Raw genomic sequence first — 23,426 nt, 5'->3', positions numbered from 1 at the left:
GAAGTGTGCAGAGATGCTTGGAAATATGAAAAATTATGTAATTAAAAAAGTATAAGGAGTATTCTATAATGGCAAAAATAAGTATAATTATTCCATGTTATAACATTGAAAAATATCTAGAGAGATGCATCGATTCACTTGTAAATCAAACCATAGGAATAAAGAATTTAGAATTGATTTTTATAGATGATGCATCTACAGACTCAACCTTTTCAATATTACTAGATTTAGAAAAAAAATATCCTGACTCGGTCATGGTTGTTCAATCTTCTGTAAATTTAAAACATGGAGGAGCTAGAAATCTTGGAGTTCAGTATGCATCCTGCGAGTATATTTCATTTGTTGATGCTGATGACTGGGTAGATTTAGATATGTACGAAAAGCTTTATTCTAAATTAGAAGAATATAGATATGATGTGGTATCTTGCAGATATATAGGAGAAGGCGCAAGAAAAGGACAAGGCTTTGTAGGAAATAAAGACCAAAAAATAATAATTAAAAAAAATGACTTTAAAGATTTAAAAGAAAATTGGTTTTTGAACTTTGGTGAAGGTGGAGTTTGGGGAAGAATATATAAAAAATCGATTATAGATGAAAATAATATTACTTTTCCAGAGGGAGTAATATATGAAGACTCATACTGGGGATATGTATTTAGAATTTATGTTCAAAGCATTTATATTGTAGAGGAACAGATGTATCATTATTATGGTCATCTTGATTCTGCCATAGGTACTATGGATAAATTTAATTTCTCAGATAAACTGACAGTAGAACTCATGAAATTGGATAAGTATAAAGAATTAGGAATTATGGCAGTTTGCTATGAAGAAATTGAACTGGATTTTATAAGGGGATTTTATTATGAAGTGGCTAAATTATTGATTATAGGATGCGACCCGGTGCCGTGTGAGATACTTGTTAAAATAACTGAGATATTAAAAAAAGCCTTTCCTAATTATAAAGAAAATTCATTATTAGAAAACTATATAATTATTAATAATGAATTTGGAAAATTTGTAGAGAATTTAAAGGCTAATTTCAATAAGGATGATTGGAAAGAATTTGCTAAAACTTATGCTAATGCATAAAAAGTAAGTTGATTGTAAATAAAGAAACTTATTCAAATATTATAATTTATCATATGATAACAAAGATATAATAATATTAAAATGTACTTAATTAGTTAAGTTGCAGAAGAATTAAGGATAGTTAAGCTTTTATGAATATTCATAGTAAAATGTATGGAGGAAAATTATGTTTGATTTTTTATTAGTAGGTAGTGGACTTGCTGGGATGACAGCGGCGAGAATATTAGCAGAAAAAGGGAAAAAGGTTCTCGTTATAGATAAAAGAAATCATATAGGTGGAAATATATATGATTATTATAATGAGGAAGGGATTTTAATACATAAATATGGGCCACATATTTTTCACACAAATAATAAAGAAGTTTTTGAATTTTTAAGTAGATTTACACAATGGCGAGAGTATCAACATAAAGTTTTATCTTATGTAAATGGTATGCTTGTACCAATGCCCATAAATTTAGATACAATTAACATGCTTTATAATACAAATTATGATTCATTAACTATAAAAGATTTTTTTAATAGCGTTAGAGAAAATGTAGAGGCAGTTAATAATTCCAAGGATGTAATAGTGAGTCAGGTGGGAGAAGAGTTATACAAGTTATTTTTTGAAGGCTATACTAAGAAACAATGGGATTTATATCCTTATGAATTAGGGAAAGAAGTAACTTCAAGAGTTCCTACAAGATATAATAGAGACCCAAGATATTTTATAGATAAATATCAAGGCATGCCTAAGCATGGTTATACTAAAATGGCTGAAAATATCATTAATCATGAAAATATCAAAGTTATGCTAAATACAAGTTTTAAGGAAATAAAAGATGAAGTAAAATATTCCAAAGTTATTTTTACTGGATGTATAGATGAGTTTTTTAAAGAGAAACATGGAAAGCTTCCTTATAGGTCATTAAAGTTTATAGAAGAAACCTATGATAAAGAATGCTATCAGTCAGTAGGAGTTGTTAATTATCCTAATGATTATGATTATACAAGAATTACAGAATATAAATATCTTACAGGTCAAAAACACGAAAAAACAACCATAATGAAAGAAATTTCAAATGCTGATGGGGAACCATATTATCCAATTCCAAAGGCAGAAAATAAGCACATTTATGAGTTGTATAAGGATGAAGCAGAGAATACTAAAAATGTATATTTTTTAGGTAGGCTTGGAACATACAGTTATATGAATATGGATGCTGTTGTTTACCAGGCACTAGAATTTTGTGAACATAAACTATGCATATAAAAATGAACTATGTTAGTGCTAGAGTGAAATACCTCTAGTTTTTTTATACTCAAACACTTTAAAGTTATAAAATATTACCGATAATTAAAATATTGTGTAAAATAGATAGAAAGATTAATGATTTTTATGAAGAATTTAGGAAAGAAGAAAAGAGGCATTACTATATGAAATCAATAGGAATAGTAATTTGTAATTATAATAAAAGAGATTATGTATTGAAGTGTATACAGTCGGTTTTAGAATCTAAAATGCAGAATTTTGATCTATATGTCGTTGATAATGCATCAGTAGATGATTCGGTTGCGATGATACAAAAAGAATATGGAGATAAGCTTAACCTTATTGTTAATAAGGAAAATTTAGGAGGTTCTGGAGGCTTTAATGCTGGACTTAGAATAGCGCTTGAAAAAGGCTATAAATATTTAATGTGCCTTGATAACGATGTTTTAGTTGACGAAGAGGCTATAGGGGAATTATATAACTTTTTAGAAACTCATGATGATGTAGGCATGGTTGGCTCTAAAGTTTATCATATGAATAATCCTAATTTAGTGCAGCAGTTTGGAATAAATATTGATTTTAAAGATTATTGTGTTGAATCAAAATATTTAAATTATGTTGAAGATGGAAATATGCCAGAAGTAGTTTATTCAGATAGTGTAGCAGCATGCTCGCTTATGGTTAGAAGTTCTGTAGTAAAAGAAATAGGTGTGATGCCTGAGGAAAATTTTCTATATTGGGATGATACAGAATGGGGATATCTTTGTAATTTAGCAGGATATAAGGTTGCATCTTATGGAAAATCAAAGGTGCTACACGCAATGGGAGCGAAAAAAGAAAGTGAAAATACTTTTCCAACTTATTACGCATGGAGAAATTGGATTTTATTCTTTATCAAATACACACCTGTAGAAAAACTAGAAGAAATGACAAGAATGTTTTTAGGATCAATATTTAATACGGTTTATGAGGCACTTTATAAAGGAGAAAAAAACAGAATGAAAACAATTATGTATGCTTATGATGATGCATTGCATCAAATGCTGGGAAAAGCAACAGAAGATAAAATCTTTAAATTAGAGTTAAGTGATGAAAAATTAGAGGAATTAGTAAGAGAGAAAAGTAGGATTTATATAAGTGATGATGGTTACGAAAACTATGGACAATATCTGTTTGAAAAAATAAAAAACATAAATCCTAGGGTAGAGCGTGTAAGAGATGTTGCAAGTGGTATAGATATTAATTTTACAATGTGTGATTACATATTTACAATGGATGATCTTAGCTTAAAAACTATATATGTTGATATATATGAAAATATTTTAGCTACAGAAAATGACGTTTTGAGAGTTATTAATTATAACTACAGTAAAGAGGCTTTTATATATGCCCAGCAGCCTTTATTTTTACATATGGCAGAGAAAATACGAAAAAGTAATTCAGAAAATATTAAATAATTAATACATAAGTAAATATATTAAATTTACTTATATAAATAAAAATGGTTAGAAATGAAATAAATACATTGATAATAATTATAAATTGTTAATTAAATAAGGTGAGGGTATTATGATATCAATAAGCATATGTTTGATAGTGAAAAATGAAGAAGTTGTTCTTTCAAGGTGTTTAGATAGTCTTAAAGGAATTGGAGACGAAATAATTATTGTAGATACAGGATCTACGGATAACACAAAAAAAATTGCAACAAAATATACAGATAAAATATACGATTTTAAATGGATAGATGATTTTGCAGCAGCAAGGAATTTTGCTTTTTCAAAAGCCACTAAAGATTATATTTATAGTGCAGACGCAGATGAAATTCTCAATAATGAAAACCATAAAAAGTTTATAGAAATTAAGCAGGTATTATTAGAAGAAATAGAAATAGTGCAAATGAAGTATACTAATCAATTACAGTATGGAACTACATATAATTTTAATACAGAATATAGACCTAAGTTATTTAAGAGATTAAGGACTTTTACATGGATTGACTCTATTCATGAAACTATAAGGATTGAACCTGTAATTTATGATAGTGACATTGAAATAATTCATATGCCTGAGACTAATCATGCAGAAAGGGATTTTAAGACTTTTTTAACAGTGATAAAAAGAGGAGAAAGGTTGTCTTCAAGGCTTTTAAGTATGTATGCTAAAGAATTATTCATTTCAGGAAAAGCTTTTGATTTTAAATCAGGTCTTGAATACTTTAAGGGTGTCTTATATGACGAAGAACGCTCAAATGATGAGATAAAATATGCTATATGCATAATTTCTAAAGGATATCGCTTAAATAATGATGTATATAATTTCTTGAAGAATTGCATGAAAGGAGTGGCAGATAAGCCTTGTTCAGAGCTTTGTTATGAATTAGGAGAATATTATTACGAATTAAAAGATTATGATGAAGCTATAATATGGTATTACAATGCAGCCTTCGAAACAGAAAGTTTTTTAAACGTTCATTATAATGGAGATTATCCATTAAGGCGCTTAGGGGAATGCTATGACGCTATAGGAAATAAGGAAGAAGCAGAAAATTATATGAAAATGTCTGTAAATTGGTCAATACCTGAAAGCGAAGATGGAAGAATTTAACCTATGTGGTTTTATAGTAAAGAGGGATCTAGTGAATGGCTCAATGTATATAATTCAAAACATTAATAGATAAATTAGAATTATAATTAAAGATTTAAATTACAATTACGAAAATAGAAATAGTTGTAATGAGTAAAGTGATTTAAAAACTATTGAAGAATTTATTTTAAGTTGAATAATTTAAACATTAATACAATGCAAGAGAGTAGACAGAGAGGCAATTGTCAAGAAGGAGGTTTTCATATGCAATTAATGCATAATATGTATTCTTTAAAAGTATACAATAATTATAAGAAATCAGTAAGTGATATTACTAAACGCACACAAAATATATCTTCAGGTAAAAAGATAAGTTCTGCTAAGGACGACCCTAAAAAAATAGGGCAGTTAGACAAATTAAAAATAAGTTTATCGAGTCGTAGTCAAGCAGAGCAAAATGTGCAGGATGTTAATTCAATGATTCAAACTTATGATGGAGCGCTTCAAGAAACGAATAATAGTATAAACAGGCTTAAAGAATTGGTTACACAAGCAGGAAATAACACTTATAGTGACGGTGACCGTGAAGCTCTTCAGAAAGAAATAGATGAACTAAAAAGTTCTATAAATGATTTGGCAAATAATACATCTTATAATGGCATACAGCTCTCGCAAAGTAATGGGACGACAAGAAAAGCTAACGTTGGAGAGCTAGCAGGTGAGTCGATTGATATCCCATATTTTGATGTATCAACTACTGGATTAAACCTTGACAATATAGATATTACAACTTCTTCAAATGTTGATAATTATCTTAATGAAATTGATACAGCAGGGGCGACAATAGCATCAATAAGAAGCAAATATGGGGCTTTAGAGACATCATTGCAGGATTCATTAAATAATTATGATGAAATGAATGATACAATGCAATCAAATGAAAGTGATTTAGAGGATGCTGACATAGCAAGTGAGTATCTTTCTTATTCAAGCTCTCAAATGCTAATGCAGGCAGGAATTTCATTGATGGCACAAAGTAATCAGCTGCCTCAAGATTGCTTAAATCTATTAGTTACGAGTTTATAATTCATTGCTTTATTTTGAATTATAAAGCAGGATAAATAAAAAATAGGATTTGTTTTTGCAAATCCTATTTTTGTAGGAAAGAAATAAATGGATAAAATTATTAGTTGTCATTATTTTATTTAAATAAAATGCTAATTTATAAGTGGTTCAATGTATGTATGAAATAATATAGAAAAGGAATAATGCCAATATGAATATTAAAGTATCAATAATTGTACCTGTATATAACAGTAGAAAGTATCTAAGAAGATGTCTTGATTCCATTGTAAGTCAATCTTTAGAGGAAATAGAAATAATATTAATTAATGATTTTTCTACCGATGAAAGCATAGGAATTCTAAAGGAGTATAAACAAAAATATAGAAGTAAAATTATTATAATAGATTTAAAAGAAAATAAGAAACCTGGTGGGGCTAGAAATGAAGGAATGAAAATTGCAAAGGGAGAATATATAGGGTTTGTTGATAGTGATGACTACGTAGAAAAAGAGATGTATGAGGAATTATATAAATTAGCCAAGCAGGGAAATTATGATATGGTAGATTGTGGATTTGATAATAAAAGTGCTGGGAAAATGGCGCTATCAACAGTCAAAGAAGTATGGGGAGAATTGAATACTGAGAAAAGACGTCATCTTATTGCATATCCAGGGTTTGTATGGAGTAAGATTTTTAAAAGAAGCATATTAATTGATAATAATATAAGGTTTAGAGAAAAAATAACGTTTGAAGATGTCGATTTTTTACCTATTGTTATGCTATATTTAAAAAATGTCTATGCCTCAGATCTTGTTTTATACTATTATACCAATAATTCTAAATCAATTACGAGTGATTCACATGTGAAAATCCAAATAAATGATAAAATGGAAGCTTTGAGGTGCTTGGTTAAAAAATTCAAAGAGCTTAATGTTTATGGAGATTATAAGGATGAAATTACATTTACGATATACAACATGTATATATATATGGTTAAATTTTATGCTCTAGGTGGAAGTGAAGAAAATGTAAATTACGAAATGTTTAGAGAGCTTCAGGAATTTTTCTTTGAATTAGTAGACTATGATTATCATACTAATAAATATATTTTAGATTTGGATAAGAAAAAAAGAATGTATGCAGAACTAAATAATGCCGATTATAGACTGATTTTAGATACGTGTTTAAATAAATAAAGAAAGAAATGATAAATTATTAAAAGATATTTACGATAGTATAATTATATATGAATTTTTAGGAGGAGGAAATTATGAGTAATGTAGGTGTTTCGAGTATAATAAATAGTATATATTCATCAATAACAAGTTCAGATCAAGCGAAAATTTCACCTAAATTATCGGAATACTTATCTGATGCAAAAAAAGATTCCGAAGATTTAGTTAAAATTATAAATAAATTGTACAAAGAAGCAAAATCAAAGACAAGTACAATTATGGGAGTAAGTTTTACTAGTGCAGAATTAAATTCGGATCCGAGTTTATCTTCAACCACGAAAGTTACAAGTACGTTTACGAAGTTATTTGGAAAATTTATAAAAGCTTATAATGACTTTGTTGATCATACTGATAGTTATGATGATAAGGGACTTAAGAATTTGAAAAAAAATATGACAAAAATTATTAATGACCAATCTTCAGGATTATCTGACATTGGGGTTACAATTGATGATAAAGGAAAACTTAAATTAGATGAAGATAAATGTAACGATGCAGTTTCAAAGGGAAAACTTGGTGAATTTATAAACAATAACAAGGGACGTAAAGGTTTTTTTTATGAAATAAAAAAAATAGCTGCAAATTTAAAAAGCAATAATACTTATTATTTAAGTGATAACTTAAAAAAAATTATTCAAAGTGCAAATAATACGACAAATAATTTAAACAATATTAATTCTTCGAGTCAATTTGATACTTATGCTTAAGTGAATAGTATTGAATAAATGACTAAAAATATTATAGGATGAAAAATAAAAAATTGGAAAGTATAAATAATTATAAAGTTTAATTAAAGGTGACAATTAACAAGAAAGGTACTAGTGCTTGTGGTAAAGCTTGTTATTTATCACTTTTTTTATTTGTTGCAAATTTTACTTGAGCTTATAAAAATAAAACAAATTTAGCGATTATAATATCGAAATCTACAGCATATTACAATATTTTAAGATTAAATAAAAATGCATAAATTTTGAATAATCTTGCCGTAATATTGGATTAAACAACATTTTATAACCAATATAGTAATAAATACAACAATTTATATATATTATATAAAAAAAAATATGGAAAATTTGCTCGGATTATTCTATAATTAAATTATATAGTCTAAATGGTGTAAAATTTAGAAAGCTACTATTTGGGTTTCATACTTAATATTCTAAAAATTAAGTTATATCATAATAACAAATTTATAAGGGAGTGAGATTATGGGGATAGATTTTATTGGAAGTGATTCAACTTATGATTTAGTCAAATTAGGGTTAAATGCTTCTGACGTTAGATCAAAGACAATTGCTAACAATATGGCTAATATAAATACAAAAGATTACAAAAGGTTTAATGTTGTTTTTGAAGAAAATTTAAAAAACGGAACTTCTTCATCTGGATTAGAATTAAAGAAAACTAATTCTAAGCATATTGGAGATGATGATTCAAGTGGTGATTACATATCAATTGATAGAGATAATAGTACTAGTATGAGAAGTGATGGTAATAACGTTGATTTAGATATTGAAAAAGTAAATCAAGCGGCCAATACACTTAAATATAATGCATTAGTAACTAGGATAAACAGTGAATATAACAATATGAAAACTGTACTAAAGTAAAAAAATTGGGTTTGTATAATTATTAGGGTAAAAAAACAAGATATCAAGGCTATAAAATGAGGGGGAAGAGAGATGAATGCATTTAGTTCTATGCAAATTAGTGCAACAGGGCTTTCGGCAGAAAGATTAAGAATGGATACCATAACATCAAATATGGCAAATGCAAATACAACGAGGAGTGCTGATGGAAGCGGCCCATATGTTAGAAAGGTGGCAGTATTTCAGGAAGCTCTTGATGCGAATAAGGATATGGCGGGGGTAAAAGCTGTAAAGATTGAAAAGGATCCGTCACCACTTAGAAAAGAATATGATCCGACAAATCCAGATGCAGATGCCAATGGATATGTTACAAAGCCTAATGTAAATGTATTAAATGAAATGGCAGATATGATGGTAGCCACAAGGTCTTATGAGGCTAATGTTGATACATTTAATGCTTTGAAAAGTATGTTTTCAAAAGCTTTAGAGATAGGAAAGTAGGGGTATGAGAAATGAAAATAGAGGATAAATTTGCACAAAATGAGGTTTTATTTAACAGTAAGTTTAATAAACTTGACAATGGTAATGAAAATAATGAACAAAATAATGGTGTTAATTTTGGAGATGTGTTAAAAAAGTCTTTAGATGATGCTAATGATAAAATGACACAGGCTGATCTTACTACATCAAAGTTTGTTAAAGGTGAAGATGTAAGCGTTGATGACATGATGATTAAAAGCCAGGAAGCTAGTTTGAATTTGCAATTTTTAGCTCAAACTAGAGATAAACTATTAGATGGATATAATCAATTAATAAAGATGCAATTGTAGTAGGGTGAGGAGAGCAAAATAATGAAGAAACTTTTGGAAAAGGTTAAGGGGCTTTTAGAAAAGTTTAAATCCCAGAGCAGAAGAGTGAAAATTGCTATAATAGCTTCGATTTTAGCGCTTGTTATAGCAATTGCTAGTGGGATTTTCTACTCATCTACCAATAAGTACCAAGTTTTATTTTCTAATCTTGATGAAGGAAATGCACAAACTGTAATAAAATATTTAAATGATAATAAGATTGATGCAAAAATAGATAATAGTACAAATACTATTAGTGTTCCTCAAGACCAAGTTGACAAATTAAGACTTACATTAGCACCCAATCTTACAACAGAAAGTAAAGGGTATGAGCTTATGGACGGTGGAAGCTCTTTTGGGATGACGGATGAGGAGTTTAAAATTAAAGAAGTTAGAATGCAGGAAGGAGAACTAGAAAAGACTATAAAGAGTTTTCCTCAGGTGCAGGACGCAAGAGTACATATTACGCAAGCAGAAGATTCTGTATTTGCAAAGGATAAGCAAGCAGGTAAGGCTGCTGTATACTTAAAACTTAAAACTGGACAAACTATTGACGATGATCAAGTGAAATCTATAGTAGCTTTGGTATCAGGAGCCACAGCAAATGTTCCCAAGGAAAACATAGATGTTATTGATGACAAGATGAATTTACTAACTAAAGATATGAATAGTGATGATAAAGATTCAGTGAGTTCTGATACGTTATCAAAACAGCAGACAGCAGAAAAAGCATATGAAGATAAATTACAGAAAGCAATTATAAGTATACTTGAACCAGTTGTTGGTAAAGATAAAGTAAAAGTGTCTGTTAATGCAGATTTAGATTTTGATTCAAAGCAGAAGACACAGACAGTGGTTGATCCTAATAAAGTTATTGTTAGTCAAGAAAATTCTAAAGAAGCAAATACTGCAGGGACAGGTACAGATAGTCAGAGTCCTGTGGATAATAATATGAGCAATCAGATTACTAATAGTGCTACTAATAATTCAACTTCGAGTAAAGAAGATCAAAAAACTAACTATGATACAGGAAAAACTGAGTCAAAAGTTATTAGTGCACCAGGAGAAGTTAAAAGACTTACAGCATCAGTTATGATTGATGGAAATTTAGATGATACAACTAAGCAGGCACTTGAGACACAAGTTGCAAATGCAATTGGACTTGATACAAGTAGGGGAGATCAAGTTTCAGTACTTGGAATGGCATTTGATACAAGCTCTCAAGATCAAGCTAAGTCAGAATTGGATGCAATGAATGCAGCTGAGGCAGCAGCAAGTAAAAATAGGATGATGGTGATTGCAGGAGTTTTAGGGGCAATAGTTTTAGCTGGAGCGGTTACAGGTGCAGTGATCTTAATGAGAAGAAGAAGAAGGAAGAGAGCAGAAGAAGATCAAATACTAGATACATTAATTGATGATAGTATAATACCTAAGGAACCAGAAGCTTTTGAACCAATAGAATTCGAGTCTAAAACGCAAAAATCTCATCTAGAAGATGAAATAAAGAAATATGCAATTGAAAAACCAGATCAAGTTGTAGAAATAATCAGGTCATGGTTGACAGAAAATGAGAGGTGATAGATAGATATGCCAAAGGAACAAAACCAATTAACAGGAGTGCATAAGGCCGCAATTCTATTTATAACACTTGGTCCAGAAGCTTCATCTGGTATATTGAAAAAATTACCAGAAAGTGATATTCAAAAAATAACTTATGAAATTGCTAATATCACTTCTGTTACTTCAGAGCAGAGAGAAGAAATATTAAATGAATTTTTACAAATAAATAAAGCTAGGGATTACATAATTGAAGGCGGTATGGACTATGCTAAGACATTACTTTCAAAAGCATTAGGATCTCAAAGGGCTAGTGAAATATTGGAAAAGGTGTCAGAGGCTACAGCTCAATACAGACCTTTCTCAATTGCAAGAAAGGCAGATTCTCATCAATTATTAAATGTAATAATATCAGAGCAGCCGCAGACAATAGCACTTATATTATGTTATCTACAAGCAGATAAAGCTGCACAAGTAATGGCAGAGTTACCAGAAGAAACACAAAGTGAAGTTGCTTATAGAATAGCTACTATGAATAATACATCTCCAATGGTAATTAAAGAAATAGAGTCAGTACTTGAAAGTAAATTATCTTCAGTAGTAAGAACAGAGATGACAAGCTTAGGTGGTGTAGAGACTTTAGTAGGTATTTTAAATCAAGTTGATAGAACAACTGAAAAGAATATTACTGAAAGCTTAGAAAGAGAAGACGCTGAGCTTGCAGATAGAGTTAAGAGCTCCATGTTTGTATTTGAAGATATTGTTTCTCTTGATGATGTATCTATTCAAAGAATTCTTAGAGAAGTTGATGCTTCAGATCTTGCCCTTGCACTTAAAGGATGTTCTGATGAAGTTGCAAATTGTATTTATAGAAATCAATCTAAGAGAGCAGCTGCTGCATTGAAGGAAGATATGGAATTCTTAGGACCAGTAAGAATTACGGATGTTGAAAAAGCACAACAAAAGATTGTTTCTGTTATTAGAAGGTTAGATGATGCTAATGAAATCATCATAGCAAGAGGTGGAGAAGATGCAATCATCGTATAGCTTAATAAAAAAAGGATTTGCAAAAGAGGGAAATAGCAAGGTTATTTCAACAGAATATGTTAGTAAGAAGTCAGTATTAGAAGGCTTCGAAGAACTAAAAGAAGAAAGCGAAGAAAAAGTACCTCAAATTGATCCAGAAGAACTTTTAAAGAAATATGAAGATATTGGTCAGAGAATAATAGAAGATGCAAAAAGAGAAAAGCAGGCAATAACTTTAAGAGCTCAAATGGAAGCTAACGCTACTGAGAAAAAAGCCTATGAAAAAGGTTATGAGCAAGGGCTTAAAAATGGATATGATGACGGCTATAAAAAAGCTTATGATGAGACAATAGATGGAGCTAAAGCGGAGGCTTCTGAAATTGTGAACAAAGCAGATATACTTTTAAAATCAGCACACGAGAATTATGAAAAATATTTAGAAGCAAAAAAAGAAGAAGTAGTGAAATTGGCATTAGAAATAGCAGAAAGCATCGCTCAAAAGGAATTAAGTAGAGATGATGCTATGAATGCAATTATTGAAGAAGCTTTTAAGATTTCAAAAGGAGAAGATAATGTTATTTTAAAGGCAAATTCGATCCATGTAGAAGAATTAAAAGCTGAAGTTAAAAGATGGAAAGTATCTTATGGTATAAAGAACGAAATTTTTGTAATTACCGATGAATCTATGAAGCCAGGAAATGCAGTATTGGAAAAACCAAGCGGTATAGTAAAAGTAGGAATAGAAATCGGTATGGAACAAATACGCAAAGCGATATTAGGATAATTTATACAGTTCACAGTTTACAGCTTACAGTTATGGAGTAGGTCTCCAAAGGAATTATTAAATTAAAATATTCTTAACATAATTGTTAACTGGATAGTGTAAACTGCATGCTGTGTGTTGTAAAGGGGTAATTCTAAAATGCTTGATTTGGACTTGGATTTTAGTAGATTAATAAAAAAGGTAAATAACACTTCGACTATATATAGTGAAGGCGTTGTTAAGAAAGTAATAGGTCTTACCATTGAAGTACAAGGTATTAAGGCATTTGTTGGGGAACTTTGTGTAATATATAACGAAAGAAATATTCCAATAAATTGTGAAGTTGTCGGATTTAAAGATGAATTTGTAATTTTAATGCCACTTGATGAGCTTATAGGAATATCACCAGGCTGTAGAGTTGTACCACAGCATAAACCATTAAGTGTTAGATGTTCAGATAAATTACTTGGGCACATAATTGATGGACTTGGAAAGCCAATTGATTGCGAAAGTATAGCGATGGATGGAGAAGAGTATCCTTTAGAAAATGATGCTCCAGATCCTTTGAAGAGAAAGAGAATACAAGAAATAATGCCAACGGGGATAAGGGCTATAGATGGCTTTTTAACCTGTGGAGATGGCCAGAGAATTGGTATATTTGCAGGAAGTGGAGTAGGTAAGAGTACAACTCTCGGAATGATAGCAAGAGAAGCTAAGGCAGATGTAAATGTAATAGCTTTAATTGGAGAAAGAGGAAGAGAAGTCAGGGAATTTATAGAAAAAGATTTAGGACCTGAAGGTATGAAAAAGTCGGTTGTAGTATGTGCTACCTCGGACAAACCTGCATTAATAAGAATTAAGGGAGCATTAACGGCTACGGCAATAGCGGAGTACTTTAGGGATAAAGGTAAAAAAGTTATTCTTATGATGGATTCGGTTACAAGATTCGCTATGGCTCAAAGAGAAGTTGGACTTGCAATAGGAGAACCACCAGCTACAAAAGGGTATACTCCTTCAGTATTCGCAAAGCTTCCAAAACTCATGGAAAGATCTGGAACATCAAGCGATGGATCCATAACTGCATTTTATACTGTACTTGTTGATGGTGATGACTTTAATGAACCTATAGCAGATGCTGTTAGAGGTATATTAGATGGACATATAGTTTTATCTAGAGATTTAGCACATAAAAACCATTATCCTGCTATTGATGTTTTAAACAGTGTCAGCAGACTTATGAGTCAAATAGCACCTGAAGAGCATAAAGAAGCAGCATCCATAGCTAGAGATCTTTTAGCAACGTATAAGGACTCAGAAGACTTAATTAACATAGGTGCTTATGTTAAAGGAAGTAATAAAAAGATTGATATGGCTGTTAATTATAATGATCAGCTGAATAGCTTTTTATGTCAAGGAATTGATGAAAAATCAAGCTTTGAAGAGACAGAGGCTGCATTGTTATCAATGTTTAGATAATAACAATGTACATATACCTGTTTTAAAATTGAAGAGTAAAAATTTTAAAAAACAGTAATAACTATACAAGTTGCGAAAATAATTAGAGAAATCTAGAATGGATTTCAATCATAACTGTAAATTGCTAATTGTTAACTGTGAACTGATTAAGGGGGGAGTTTCACTTTGGCTGAAAGATTTAAGTTTGGGTTGCAAAAACTTCTTGAGATAAGAATTTCAAAAGAAGAAGAAAGTAAAAGATTACTTATTGAAAGTCAGAGAGAAAAAAATAAGATAGAAGAGAGATTAAAGGAACTTAAGGACAATTATGATAAATACAAAGGTATAACTCCAAATGAAGATGTAGTATATCAAAAGTTAAAAAGATATTATATACAAGGAGTTCAAAGTGGAATAAGAACAGCAGAGAAAGATTTAGATGTCAAAAATATAGAAATTAATAACAGAAGAAAAGATTTAATAGTAAAACAGGTGGAAAGAAAAACTGTTCAAACTTTAAAGGATAAAAAATATAATTCGTACATAAAGGAACAGGATCGAATAGAGCAGATTAATATAGATGAGTTAGCTCTTTATGCATATATGAGAGGGAAAAGTATTCAATAATAAAGTTGTGGAAAAGGCATGTTTTTATTCAAAGATATGTAAAGTTCCTAGACTTGAAAGGGGGTGAGAATAATGGCTACAGCTACTAAAATATCTTATGATTATGCTCAAAATAGTATAGTGAGTTCCAGTGTAAATTCTACGACAAGTTCATCAAATAAGCCTACTAGAAATAAAGATTTCCAAGAAACCTTAAGTTCTCAGAAAAACGAAAAGCAAGTAGATAATAAAAATATCAGTACTAAACCTAATGATAAAGATTCTAATACTAAAGTCAATGATAAAGATGATAGATCTAAAGTTGATAATAATGAACAAAGTAATCAAGTTGAAGATAAAGACTCTTCTAAAATTGATGAATTAAAAGATAAGCTTGAAGAGTTGGAGAAAGAAAGTAAATCAGCGTCAAAAGATGATGTTAATGACATATTGAATGAACTTATGAATTTGCTTGCTCAATTGGGTATAGATCAAAAAGATATAACATCAACAGATGGAAAAGTTAATTCTGATATGCTGCAAAAACTGATAGAAGGTGCTGGCAAGGATACATCGTCATCGAGTGATAACTTAAACAGTGTTATGGATAATTTGATGAAGCTTTTACAAACAGATTCAGTAAAAGATAAATTAGATACTAATTCCTTAAGCCTAGTACAAAACATTTTAAAAAATATAAATGACGACAGCAACACTTCAAAAGAAGTTAAAGATGGTATTAAAGATTTAATGTCAGAAATATCTAAGCTGATAGATGATAAACAAAATCAAAATGGCAAAGTTTTAACTTTAGAAGATTTGCTAAATAAGAATTATTCACAAAGTAATAATGAAAATTCTACTGAAAATGAAAGCAGTAACTCTAATACTACGCTAGAAAATAAAGAATCTTCTAAAGAAGATAAATTTTTAAATTCATTAGCTACTGATGATAAAACTGGAGATACAACAAATAAAATAAATTTATTTGTTTCTAGAAACCAACTTATCCAAAATCAAGACGCAGTAGTAACAGAAACATCAAAAAATCTTACTGTGAATAAAGCTACATTTGCAAATGATATAGTTCAGGATGTTAACTTTATGAGCACGAATGGATTAAAAGAATTAACAGTTAAAATTAATCCAGGCAATCTGGGTGAAGTAACTATAAGCTTAACTCAAGAAGATGGAGTTATGAAAGCTAATTTAAAAGCTAATTCAAAAGACACTACTAGTTTACTTATGCAAAATTTAACTGACATAAAGAATCAGATAAATGATAAGAATATAAAAATTAGTGAGATTAATATAGAGCTTTATCAAGAAGATACAACATTCTTTAAAAATGGAAATTTTGATGGACAATTTGCTCAGCAGCAACAAAATTCTAATCACGCTAATGAGAGTGGAAATGACAAAATAAGTGACGAAGATTATTTGGCAGATAGTAACACACAAGCTATCGATAATGGAAACGTAAATTTCTTAGCATAGGAGGGAAATAAATGAGTAATGTAAATCCACTTGACAGTCAACATACCAGTGCTCCTAGTTCTGGAACTACTAGTAATGGAACTAAAATTATTAAGCAATCTGAAGCCGGCGGAGCTATGGATAAGGATGCATTTTTGAAGATTTTATGTGCAGAATTACAAAATATAGATCCTACGCAAGATCAAGATTCATCGCAATATGTAGCACAAATGGCACAATTTTCATCAATAGAGCAAATGGATAACTTAAATAATACATTGACTAAATCTTCATATCAAGGATTAATTGGTAAAGGTGTTGCTATGAGTGATACTGATGATAGTGGAAAAAATTATGCTGGACTTGTGCAATCTGTATATACAGATTCAAATAATAATACAATGATAACATTAGAAATAGAAGGAAGTGATGGTTCACTTACTACTAAGGACTTTAATGCGGAAGATATTATGGGAGTTACGGATTCAGGTGCAAGCAGCGCTACAGAATCTGCAGTTGGTGCTGCTGCATTAAGTTCAAGCTTCTTAGCGGCTTCAGCATTAACAGGAAAACCTGTTACTGTATCTACAACTGATTCTGATGGTAAAGCGACTCAAGTTTCTGGAACAATGAAAAGTGCCTATATAAATAATGGACAAGTAATGATAAAAGTTACTACTTCAGATGGAACTACGAAGGAATATCCATTCGCATCTGTGGTGAAAGCAGGAGATTACGATAGTGATGATAGTGAATCTGCTACTAATAATTCTGCTAGCGCATAATTAATATTGGAAGATAATAAATGAGTTATAGGATTATTAATGGACAGGCATATTCTTTCGGAGATTTTAGGCAGGTTGAAAATGCATCTAATAATGTAAGTTTAAATAAAACTAATGTAAATAAAACTAATAAGTCAAATAGTTTCCAAAGTATATTAGATAATGTTGCAAATAAAAATGAAAAATTTACAGTATCTAAACATGCAGCGTCAAGATTGAATGAAATTAATTTTACAGATGAAGACATGAAAGCAGTAGAAAAGGGATTTGAAATAGCAAAGGAAAAAAACTCAAAAAATGCCGTTATGATATATAAAGATACTGCCTTGATTGCAAGTATTGAAAATAAAACTATTATAACAGCAGTAAATAAAGAGAGAGCAAAAGATAATATATTTACGAATATTGATAGTGTGGTAATTTTATAGGCTGGACTTAAATTAGTTAAGAGTGATGAGTTAAGGAACAAATTACTTGGCGGGAATTTAAAGAATAAAGAAATCCTGTAAGGGTTTCCATGATAACTCATAACTTGTAATTCATAACTCATAACTAACCTGCGGGGGCCTGAACTTGCTGAACGATAGATGCAAGTTAATAATTTATGTTTATGAGGAGGAATCTATATGTCAAGAGCAATGAATACGGCAATAACTGCCATGAAAGCAAACCAAACTAAATTAGATGTTATTTCAAATAATATAGCGAATTCAACTACTACAGCATTTAAAAGTTCAAGTGTAAACTTTGCAGATACTTTGTATCAAGCATCTGCAGGTGCAAGTGCACCAACAGCAAATACTGGGGGTACAAATGCACAAGAAGTAGGTCTTGGAGCTAATGTATCTAGTATTGATAAGTTAATGTCAACAGGTAATATGGAATCAACAGGAAGAACTTTAGATTTAGCTAATGATGGTGATGGATATTTTATAGTTACCAAAGGATCAGCAGATGAATCTCTCCCTATTACTAACAATGCATTTGATACATCAGGAACAGGAACTGCTACTGGTACTACATATGATACTGCGTATACAAGAGATGGTAATTTTCATTTAGATGAAAATGGAAACTTGGTAACTTCAAATGGATATAGAGTAATGGGATATTATGCTGGGAGTAGTGCTTATACAGTTACAAATGGTGTAATATCAATTTCTGAAACAGGGCTTGCAGATCCAGATACTTCAACATATGATGGTACCAAGTTACAACCTTTAGTAATACCTTCTACTGTTACAACAAGTGGTACCACTACTGAAGCTGTAACAGGTTTTGCTATAGGAAGTGATGGAGTTGTGACAATTACAGTAGGATCAGGTAAAACATATGCAATAGGTCAAGTAGCAAGGGCTAATTTTACAAATCCTGAAGGTCTTGAAGATAAAGGAAATAATTTCCTCGCACAATCAGGAAATTCCGGAGCAGCTCAAATAAGTAGCTGCAAAACTCTTGCTAGTGGAACTACCGACAATAGTGGTTCGTTTGGTGCAATAAGATCTGGATATCTTGAAGCTTCTAATGTTGATTTAACAACTGAATTTGCAAATATGATTACAACAAGTAAATCTTTCCAAGCGGCTTCTAAGATGATAACAAATGAAAGCGATATGCTTGATACTGTTATTGGATTGATAAGGTAATCCATCTAATAGCAATATATTCAATTAATAAAAGTATAGAATTATAATTGAAATATATGTGGGGATAATAATATGATAGCAAGTTGAATTTAGCCTCAATTTGCTATCAATTAAAAAATATAGAATTTTATATTAAAATTCTATATTGCACAATTCACAATGCACAATTAAAGTTTTTAAATAATTTATTATAAAGTTCGGGTAATATATTTAATTGTGTATTGTGAACTGTACAGTTATATTTAAAGGGGTGAGAATTTATGATAGACGTAACAGGGATGAACCATGAACGCTTTGTATTAAATGCTGATCATATTGAAAAACTTGAATCAGTACCAGAAACAATAATTACATTAACGAATGGGAAGAAGTATATAGTATTGGAAAGCTTACAAGAAGTAAAAAATGCCGTTATAGAATATAAAAATAAGATTTTTACATTTAAAATATAATTTATGTATTGTAAATTGTAACATGTATTTATAAAAAATGAGCATTGAGTTAAAAAAACAATACTTTTTAATTGTTGGGAATAATAAGGAGTGATAATAATGGCTTTTGGAAAGAAAAAAGAAAAAAGTGAAGATTCAGTAAAAAGCAATAAAGGGGTCATGGTGATTCTATTTATTTTAGGATTACTAGTATTAGGGGGAGCAGCTTTTGGTGGTGTGTATTTGTTTATGAAAACAAGCAAAACTGTGGATGCACAGGAAGTTGTAGTAGAAAATGCATATATGGATTTAAGTGAATTTACAGTGAATTTAGCTGATGAAGGTGGAAAAAGATATTTTAAAGGAGAAATATCTTTAGGCTATGATAAGACTAAAACAAAATTAGCAGATGAATTGACAGCGGATCAAGCGGTTGTTAGAGATGATATTATATTTTATTTTAAAGGTAAAAAAGCCGATTTTATTAATAATACAGCAAATGAACAAACAATGAAGAAAGAATTAATTGAAGCGATAAATAAAGATTTAATTAAAGGTAAAATTACTGATGTAAGATTCAAAAGTATGATAATTCAGTAGGTAGAAGAGATGGATTTTGAATTTTTAGGAATGATTGTACGTCTTATTTTAGCTTTGATGTTTACATTAGGTTTGATGTTTTTGAGTTTTAAATTAATGGGAAAAAAGCTTGATGCTACAAATAACAATAAGTATATTAAAGTTATTGAGAGAGTACAGATAACAAAAGAAAATGCTATATTAATAATTAAAATTGGTGAAAAAGGATATGTTATGACTAGTGCTGCAGGGCACATGGAAAAAATATCAGAGTTATCAGAAGAAGAAATTAGAATTGTTGAGGAAGCAAAAAAGAGGGCATCAGAAGAGGCAATACAATATTATACTGATTTAATGGTAAAATCAAAAAAAGGTTTTTCTAAAATAGTAAAAAATATAAAATCAAAGGAAGAGAAACATGAAAAATAAAAAGAGAAGAATTGCAATCACTTTTATAACTGTTCTTGGAATTATGATGGCATTCAGTATTAGTGCATATGCAGCTCCGAATAATACAAACTTACCACAATTAAATATATCTCTTGGTGATGGAAATACACCACAAGATTATGTGTCGAGTATAAAGATTCTAATATTTTTTACTATTTTATCGTTATTGCCATCTATAGTGATAATGATGACATCTTTTACTAGAATAGTAGTAGTATTTTCATTTCTTAAAAGTGCACTTGGTGTTCAACAAGCTATTCCCAATCAAGTTTTTATAGGACTAGCTTTGTTTTTAACATTGTTTATTATGCAACCTGTATATAATGTAATGAACACTAATGCAATTCAACCATATTTAGAAAATAAAATAACACAGGAGCAAGCTGTTGAAGAAGCTTCAAAACCGTTAAAAGAGTTTATGCTAAAGCAGACTAGGGAGAAGGATTTGCAATTATTTGTTAATATTGGTAAGGTGGATCAAGATAATTTGACAAAGGAAAATATCCCATTTACAACATTAATTCCTGCATTTTCTATAAGTGAGTTAAAGACAGCATTTCAAATTGGATTTTTGATTTACTTGCCTTTCCTTGTAATAGATGTTGTAGTAGCAAGTTTATTAATGTCAATGGGAATGATGATGGTGCCGCCAACTCAAGTCTCAATACCATTTAAACTGATATTATTTGTTATGGTTGATGGATGGAATATACTGGTTAGTTCTTTGATTCAGAGCTTTATGTGAGGTGAAATAGAATGACACAAACAATGCTTAATGCAGTAGTTAAGGATACCTTGATAACAGCAGCAAAGGTAAGTGCACCTATATTATTAGTTGTTCTTGTATTAGGGGTAGTAATAAGTGTTTTGCAGGCATCAACTCAAATACAGGAAACAACATTATCTTTTGTTCCTAAATTAATAGGAGCTGCAGTTATTGGAATTTTTCTAGGTCCTTGGATGCTTCAAACAATGTTGTCTTTTACCAATAGAATCTTCGAGTTGATTTCAAGGGTTGTTACATAAGGAGGTAGGAAAAGGTGATAGATACCGCATACTTTCTTGCATTATTTTTTATTTTCTTAAGGATAACTTCATATTTTGTAGCTGTTCAAATATTTTTTCCATCAGGAACACCGCAAATTATGCAAGGAGTATTTGCCTTGATACTTTCATTAGGAATATTATCAGGAGTAGATTACTCTAATTTAATGACCTCAATAAATAATAATTACATAGTAGTATTTTATGCAATAAGCGAGATAATGACAGGTTTAATATTAGGATACATAACTAATCTTATTTTTGAAATTGTAAGATTTGCAGGGGCATGGATGGATGTTCATGTTGGGTTTTCAATGGTAAATATATTTGATCCAACAAGTAGAACTTCATCAACTCTGCTTGGTAATTTATCATATTTTGTTTCATTAACCTTCTTTTTTATAGTGGATGGGCATCATATAATTATAAACATGTTAGCTGAAAGTTTAAGCATAATACCAATTGGAAAAACTATAGTTTATCAAGAAACAATAATGGGAGTTATTCAAACTATTTTTAACTTTTTTACGTTAGGTGTAAAGATCGCAATACCAATGGTATTGATAATTGTTATAACAGATATATGCTTAGGTCTGATTTCAAGGACAGTACCAACATTTCCTGTTATGTTTTTGGGATTACCTGTAAAAAATATATTAGGTATTATAACATATATAGTGTTATTACCAATAATGCTTAAATTAATAGGTACAGCTATATATAATTTACCAAATACTATTAAAGGTATAGTTAACTTAATACCTGCAGTACCTGTAGCGTTAATCTTTGCGGCTGATGATAAAACTGAAGAAGCAACACCAAAGAAAACTAGTGAAGCTAGAAAAGAAGGACAAATAGCTAAAAGTAAAGATGTGTCTGTAGCAGTAACTATGGTTGTTTGTACACTTCTTATAAACGCCTTATGGGGAACCATAATTAATGGAATGAAAGAAATTATGGTTTATTTTTTAAAGTTACCTATGCTAGAAAATTTTGACCAGGCAACATTTTCTAATGTTGTGTATACTACTATAATGAAAACATCAGGCTTAATATTACCTTTTATGTTGTTTATTATGATTGCTGGGGTTGCTATTAATTTAATTCAATCAAGATTTTTAATAACGAAGATAAAGTTCAAGCTTCCATTTAAAGCTAATGATCCTCTAGCAGGAATAAAAAAGATGTTTTCGAAAAGAAGTTTTGAGGGATTAGCGAAAAACGTGGTAATTATAGCTATAGTAGGAATTATAACATATAATTATATTGTGAAAAATTATACAAATATATTATCTATTTCTAATTTATATTTACCGTCATTAGGAAATGAGGTTAAAAATCTAATTGTAGATATTTTTAAGCAGATATGTATAGTTCTTGTTATTATTGGAGCAATAGATTATTTTTATCAAGTTAGAGCTTATAGAAAAGATTTGAGGATGACCAAGCAGGAAATTAAAGATGAATATAAGCAATCAGAAGGTGATCCTAAAATAAAAGCAAAAATTAAGCAAAAGCAAAGAGAAATAGGTATGAGAAGAATGATGAAGTCTGTTGCAGATGCTACAGTCGTTATAACAAATCCTACACATTTAGCTATTGCTTTGAAATATGACGAAAATGGGAGTATGGAAGCTCCAAAAGTTGTAGCTAAAGGCGCTGATTATATTGCTTTTAAAATAAAGACAGAGGCAAAGGAATATGATGTTCCAGTTATTGAAAATAAACCTCTTGCAAGATTATTGTATGATAGGGTAGAAATAGATCAGAATATACCTCAAGATTTATATCAAGGGGTTGCAGAAATTTTAGTTATAGTAATGAAACTTAAAAAGAAAAACAATTAAAAAAACATATGTTGCAACATATCAATTTATGTAGATGAATTAATTGCTACTGTTAGCAATTAATTTTACAAAAAACATAAAAGGATTGCATAA

At 30.0% G+C, this 23,426-nt stretch carries 25 protein-coding genes; all 25 read left to right on the top strand.

Annotation, left to right across the window (positions count from 1 at the left end):
* Positions 1-68 precede the first annotated feature (68 nt).
* The 25 genes from CLOBL_RS06530 (at position 69) to CLOBL_RS06410 (ending at position 23,333) form a co-directional block, all read left to right on the top strand.
* A complete protein-coding gene (locus CLOBL_RS06530; RefSeq protein WP_077858282.1) occupies positions 69-1,091 on the top strand; it encodes a glycosyltransferase family 2 protein in 1,023 nt (340 codons plus the stop codon).
* A gap of 166 nt (positions 1,092-1,257) precedes the next feature.
* Positions 1,258-2,346, top strand: coding sequence for a UDP-galactopyranose mutase (gene glf / locus CLOBL_RS06525; RefSeq protein WP_077858281.1), 1,089 nt, complete (start codon positions 1,258-1,260; stop codon positions 2,344-2,346).
* A 164-nt stretch (positions 2,347-2,510) separates the two neighbouring features.
* Positions 2,511-3,803, top strand: a complete 1,293-nt coding sequence (locus CLOBL_RS06520; RefSeq protein WP_077858280.1) for a glycosyltransferase family 2 protein — start codon at positions 2,511-2,513, stop codon at positions 3,801-3,803.
* 112 nt (positions 3,804-3,915) lie between these two features.
* Positions 3,916-4,953, top strand: coding sequence for a glycosyltransferase (locus tag CLOBL_RS06515; protein ID WP_077858279.1), 1,038 nt, complete (start codon positions 3,916-3,918; stop codon positions 4,951-4,953).
* Between the two features lie 243 nt (positions 4,954-5,196).
* Positions 5,197-6,018, top strand: a complete 822-nt coding sequence (locus CLOBL_RS06510; protein WP_179117695.1) for a flagellin — start codon at positions 5,197-5,199, stop codon at positions 6,016-6,018.
* Positions 6,019-6,208: 190 nt separating this feature from the next.
* The gene (locus CLOBL_RS06505) at positions 6,209-7,192 is read left to right on the top strand and encodes a glycosyltransferase (RefSeq protein WP_077858277.1); all 984 of its coding nucleotides are present in this window, start codon (positions 6,209-6,211) and stop codon (positions 7,190-7,192) included.
* A 74-nt stretch (positions 7,193-7,266) separates the two neighbouring features.
* Entirely contained in the window at positions 7,267-7,938 is a 672-nt protein-coding gene (locus tag CLOBL_RS06500) for a hypothetical protein (protein ID WP_077858276.1), read from the top strand.
* A gap of 501 nt (positions 7,939-8,439) precedes the next feature.
* Complete coding sequence (gene flgB / locus CLOBL_RS06495; protein WP_077858275.1) at positions 8,440-8,841, top strand: flagellar basal body rod protein FlgB; 402 nt, start codon at positions 8,440-8,442, stop codon at positions 8,839-8,841.
* A gap of 72 nt (positions 8,842-8,913) precedes the next feature.
* Positions 8,914-9,321: a flagellar basal body rod protein FlgC gene (gene flgC / locus CLOBL_RS06490; protein WP_077858274.1), complete on the top strand. Its 408-nt coding sequence runs from the start codon at positions 8,914-8,916 to the stop codon at positions 9,319-9,321.
* Between the two features lie 11 nt (positions 9,322-9,332).
* A complete protein-coding gene (gene fliE / locus CLOBL_RS06485; RefSeq protein WP_077858273.1) occupies positions 9,333-9,650 on the top strand; it encodes a flagellar hook-basal body complex protein FliE in 318 nt (105 codons plus the stop codon).
* Between the two features lie 21 nt (positions 9,651-9,671).
* Positions 9,672-11,246, top strand: a complete 1,575-nt coding sequence (gene fliF / locus CLOBL_RS06480) for a flagellar basal-body MS-ring/collar protein FliF (RefSeq protein ID WP_077858272.1) — start codon at positions 9,672-9,674, stop codon at positions 11,244-11,246.
* Between the two features lie 9 nt (positions 11,247-11,255).
* Positions 11,256-12,272 carry a flagellar motor switch protein FliG gene (gene fliG, locus CLOBL_RS06475; protein ID WP_077858271.1) on the top strand — a complete coding sequence of 339 codons (1,017 nt, stop codon included), beginning with the start codon at positions 11,256-11,258 and terminating at the stop codon, positions 12,270-12,272.
* Positions 12,256-13,035 carry a flagellar biosynthesis protein gene (locus tag CLOBL_RS06470; RefSeq protein WP_077858270.1) on the top strand — a complete coding sequence of 260 codons (780 nt, stop codon included), beginning with the start codon at positions 12,256-12,258 and terminating at the stop codon, positions 13,033-13,035. Before fliG ends, CLOBL_RS06470 begins: the two co-directional genes overlap by 17 nt.
* Positions 13,036-13,173: 138 nt before the next feature.
* Positions 13,174-14,490 (top strand): flagellar protein export ATPase FliI, encoded by a 1,317-nt coding sequence (gene fliI, locus CLOBL_RS06465; RefSeq protein ID WP_077858269.1) that lies wholly within the window; start codon positions 13,174-13,176, stop codon positions 14,488-14,490.
* A 165-nt stretch (positions 14,491-14,655) separates the two neighbouring features.
* A complete protein-coding gene (gene fliJ, locus CLOBL_RS06460; RefSeq protein WP_077858268.1) occupies positions 14,656-15,096 on the top strand; it encodes a flagellar export protein FliJ in 441 nt (146 codons plus the stop codon).
* Between the two features lie 72 nt (positions 15,097-15,168).
* Positions 15,169-16,572, top strand: a complete 1,404-nt coding sequence (locus CLOBL_RS06455) for a flagellar hook-length control protein FliK (protein ID WP_077858267.1) — start codon at positions 15,169-15,171, stop codon at positions 16,570-16,572.
* 11 nt (positions 16,573-16,583) lie between these two features.
* Positions 16,584-17,336, top strand: coding sequence for a flagellar hook capping FlgD N-terminal domain-containing protein (locus CLOBL_RS06450; protein WP_077858266.1), 753 nt, complete (start codon positions 16,584-16,586; stop codon positions 17,334-17,336).
* Positions 17,337-17,356: 20 nt separating this feature from the next.
* Positions 17,357-17,764 carry a flagellar biosynthesis protein gene (locus CLOBL_RS06445; protein ID WP_077858265.1) on the top strand — a complete coding sequence of 136 codons (408 nt, stop codon included), beginning with the start codon at positions 17,357-17,359 and terminating at the stop codon, positions 17,762-17,764.
* Between the two features lie 198 nt (positions 17,765-17,962).
* Positions 17,963-18,982 (top strand): flagellar hook-basal body complex protein, encoded by a 1,020-nt coding sequence (locus CLOBL_RS06440; protein WP_077858264.1) that lies wholly within the window; start codon positions 17,963-17,965, stop codon positions 18,980-18,982.
* Positions 18,983-19,242: 260 nt separating this feature from the next.
* Positions 19,243-19,434 (top strand): flagellar FlbD family protein, encoded by a 192-nt coding sequence (locus tag CLOBL_RS06435; protein ID WP_077858263.1) that lies wholly within the window; start codon positions 19,243-19,245, stop codon positions 19,432-19,434.
* Between the two features lie 99 nt (positions 19,435-19,533).
* Positions 19,534-20,013 (top strand): flagellar basal body-associated FliL family protein, encoded by a 480-nt coding sequence (locus tag CLOBL_RS06430; protein ID WP_077858262.1) that lies wholly within the window; start codon positions 19,534-19,536, stop codon positions 20,011-20,013.
* A gap of 9 nt (positions 20,014-20,022) precedes the next feature.
* Positions 20,023-20,421, top strand: coding sequence for a flagellar biosynthetic protein FliO (locus CLOBL_RS06425; protein ID WP_077858261.1), 399 nt, complete (start codon positions 20,023-20,025; stop codon positions 20,419-20,421).
* Positions 20,411-21,187: a flagellar type III secretion system pore protein FliP gene (gene fliP, locus CLOBL_RS06420; protein WP_077858260.1), complete on the top strand. Its 777-nt coding sequence runs from the start codon at positions 20,411-20,413 to the stop codon at positions 21,185-21,187. Before CLOBL_RS06425 ends, fliP begins: the two co-directional genes overlap by 11 nt.
* Before the next feature lie 11 nt (positions 21,188-21,198).
* Positions 21,199-21,468 (top strand): flagellar biosynthetic protein FliQ, encoded by a 270-nt coding sequence (locus tag CLOBL_RS06415; RefSeq protein ID WP_077858259.1) that lies wholly within the window; start codon positions 21,199-21,201, stop codon positions 21,466-21,468.
* A gap of 14 nt (positions 21,469-21,482) precedes the next feature.
* A complete protein-coding gene (locus CLOBL_RS06410; protein WP_077858258.1) occupies positions 21,483-23,333 on the top strand; it encodes a fused FliR family export protein/FlhB family type III secretion system protein in 1,851 nt (616 codons plus the stop codon).
* Positions 23,334-23,426 lie beyond the last annotated feature (93 nt).

It is taken from the genome of Clostridium sp. BL-8 (assembly GCF_002006495.1).
Classification (GTDB): domain Bacteria; phylum Bacillota; class Clostridia; order Clostridiales; family Clostridiaceae; genus Clostridium.
The sequence above is the reverse complement of the archived record's forward strand: the minus strand, read 5'-3'. Positions and strand labels throughout refer to the sequence as shown.

Bases quoted from the DNA above. Each gene is read 5' to 3' on its own strand.
- CLOBL_RS06430 (WP_077858262.1), top strand. From the start codon at position 19,534: ATGGCTTTTGGAAAGAAAAAAGAAAAAAGTGAAGATTCAGTAAAAAGC.
- fliP (WP_077858260.1), top strand. From the start codon at position 20,411: ATGAAAAATAAAAAGAGAAGAATTGCAATCACTTTTATAACTGTTCTT.
- CLOBL_RS06415 (WP_077858259.1), top strand. From the start codon at position 21,199: ATGACACAAACAATGCTTAATGCAGTAGTTAAGGATACCTTGATAACA.
- fliF (WP_077858272.1), top strand. From the start codon at position 9,672: ATGAAGAAACTTTTGGAAAAGGTTAAGGGGCTTTTAGAAAAGTTTAAA.
- CLOBL_RS06520 (WP_077858280.1), top strand. From the start codon at position 2,511: ATGAAATCAATAGGAATAGTAATTTGTAATTATAATAAAAGAGATTAT.
- CLOBL_RS06455 (WP_077858267.1), top strand. From the start codon at position 15,169: ATGGCTACAGCTACTAAAATATCTTATGATTATGCTCAAAATAGTATA.
- CLOBL_RS06440 (WP_077858264.1), top strand. From the start codon at position 17,963: ATGTCAAGAGCAATGAATACGGCAATAACTGCCATGAAAGCAAACCAA.
- fliG (WP_077858271.1), top strand. From the start codon at position 11,256: ATGCCAAAGGAACAAAACCAATTAACAGGAGTGCATAAGGCCGCAATT.
- glf (WP_077858281.1), top strand. From the start codon at position 1,258: ATGTTTGATTTTTTATTAGTAGGTAGTGGACTTGCTGGGATGACAGCG.
- CLOBL_RS06500 (WP_077858276.1), top strand. From the start codon at position 7,267: ATGAGTAATGTAGGTGTTTCGAGTATAATAAATAGTATATATTCATCA.
- fliE (WP_077858273.1), top strand. From the start codon at position 9,333: ATGAAAATAGAGGATAAATTTGCACAAAATGAGGTTTTATTTAACAGT.
- CLOBL_RS06470 (WP_077858270.1), top strand. From the start codon at position 12,256: ATGCAATCATCGTATAGCTTAATAAAAAAAGGATTTGCAAAAGAGGGA.
- CLOBL_RS06450 (WP_077858266.1), top strand. From the start codon at position 16,584: ATGAGTAATGTAAATCCACTTGACAGTCAACATACCAGTGCTCCTAGT.
- fliI (WP_077858269.1), top strand. From the start codon at position 13,174: ATGCTTGATTTGGACTTGGATTTTAGTAGATTAATAAAAAAGGTAAAT.
- CLOBL_RS06445 (WP_077858265.1), top strand. From the start codon at position 17,357: ATGAGTTATAGGATTATTAATGGACAGGCATATTCTTTCGGAGATTTT.
- CLOBL_RS06510 (WP_179117695.1), top strand. From the start codon at position 5,197: ATGCAATTAATGCATAATATGTATTCTTTAAAAGTATACAATAATTAT.
- flgC (WP_077858274.1), top strand. From the start codon at position 8,914: ATGAATGCATTTAGTTCTATGCAAATTAGTGCAACAGGGCTTTCGGCA.
- CLOBL_RS06505 (WP_077858277.1), top strand. From the start codon at position 6,209: ATGAATATTAAAGTATCAATAATTGTACCTGTATATAACAGTAGAAAG.
- CLOBL_RS06435 (WP_077858263.1), top strand. From the start codon at position 19,243: ATGATAGACGTAACAGGGATGAACCATGAACGCTTTGTATTAAATGCT.
- CLOBL_RS06425 (WP_077858261.1), top strand. From the start codon at position 20,023: ATGGATTTTGAATTTTTAGGAATGATTGTACGTCTTATTTTAGCTTTG.
- CLOBL_RS06530 (WP_077858282.1), top strand. From the start codon at position 69: ATGGCAAAAATAAGTATAATTATTCCATGTTATAACATTGAAAAATAT.
- flgB (WP_077858275.1), top strand. From the start codon at position 8,440: ATGGGGATAGATTTTATTGGAAGTGATTCAACTTATGATTTAGTCAAA.
- CLOBL_RS06515 (WP_077858279.1), top strand. From the start codon at position 3,916: ATGATATCAATAAGCATATGTTTGATAGTGAAAAATGAAGAAGTTGTT.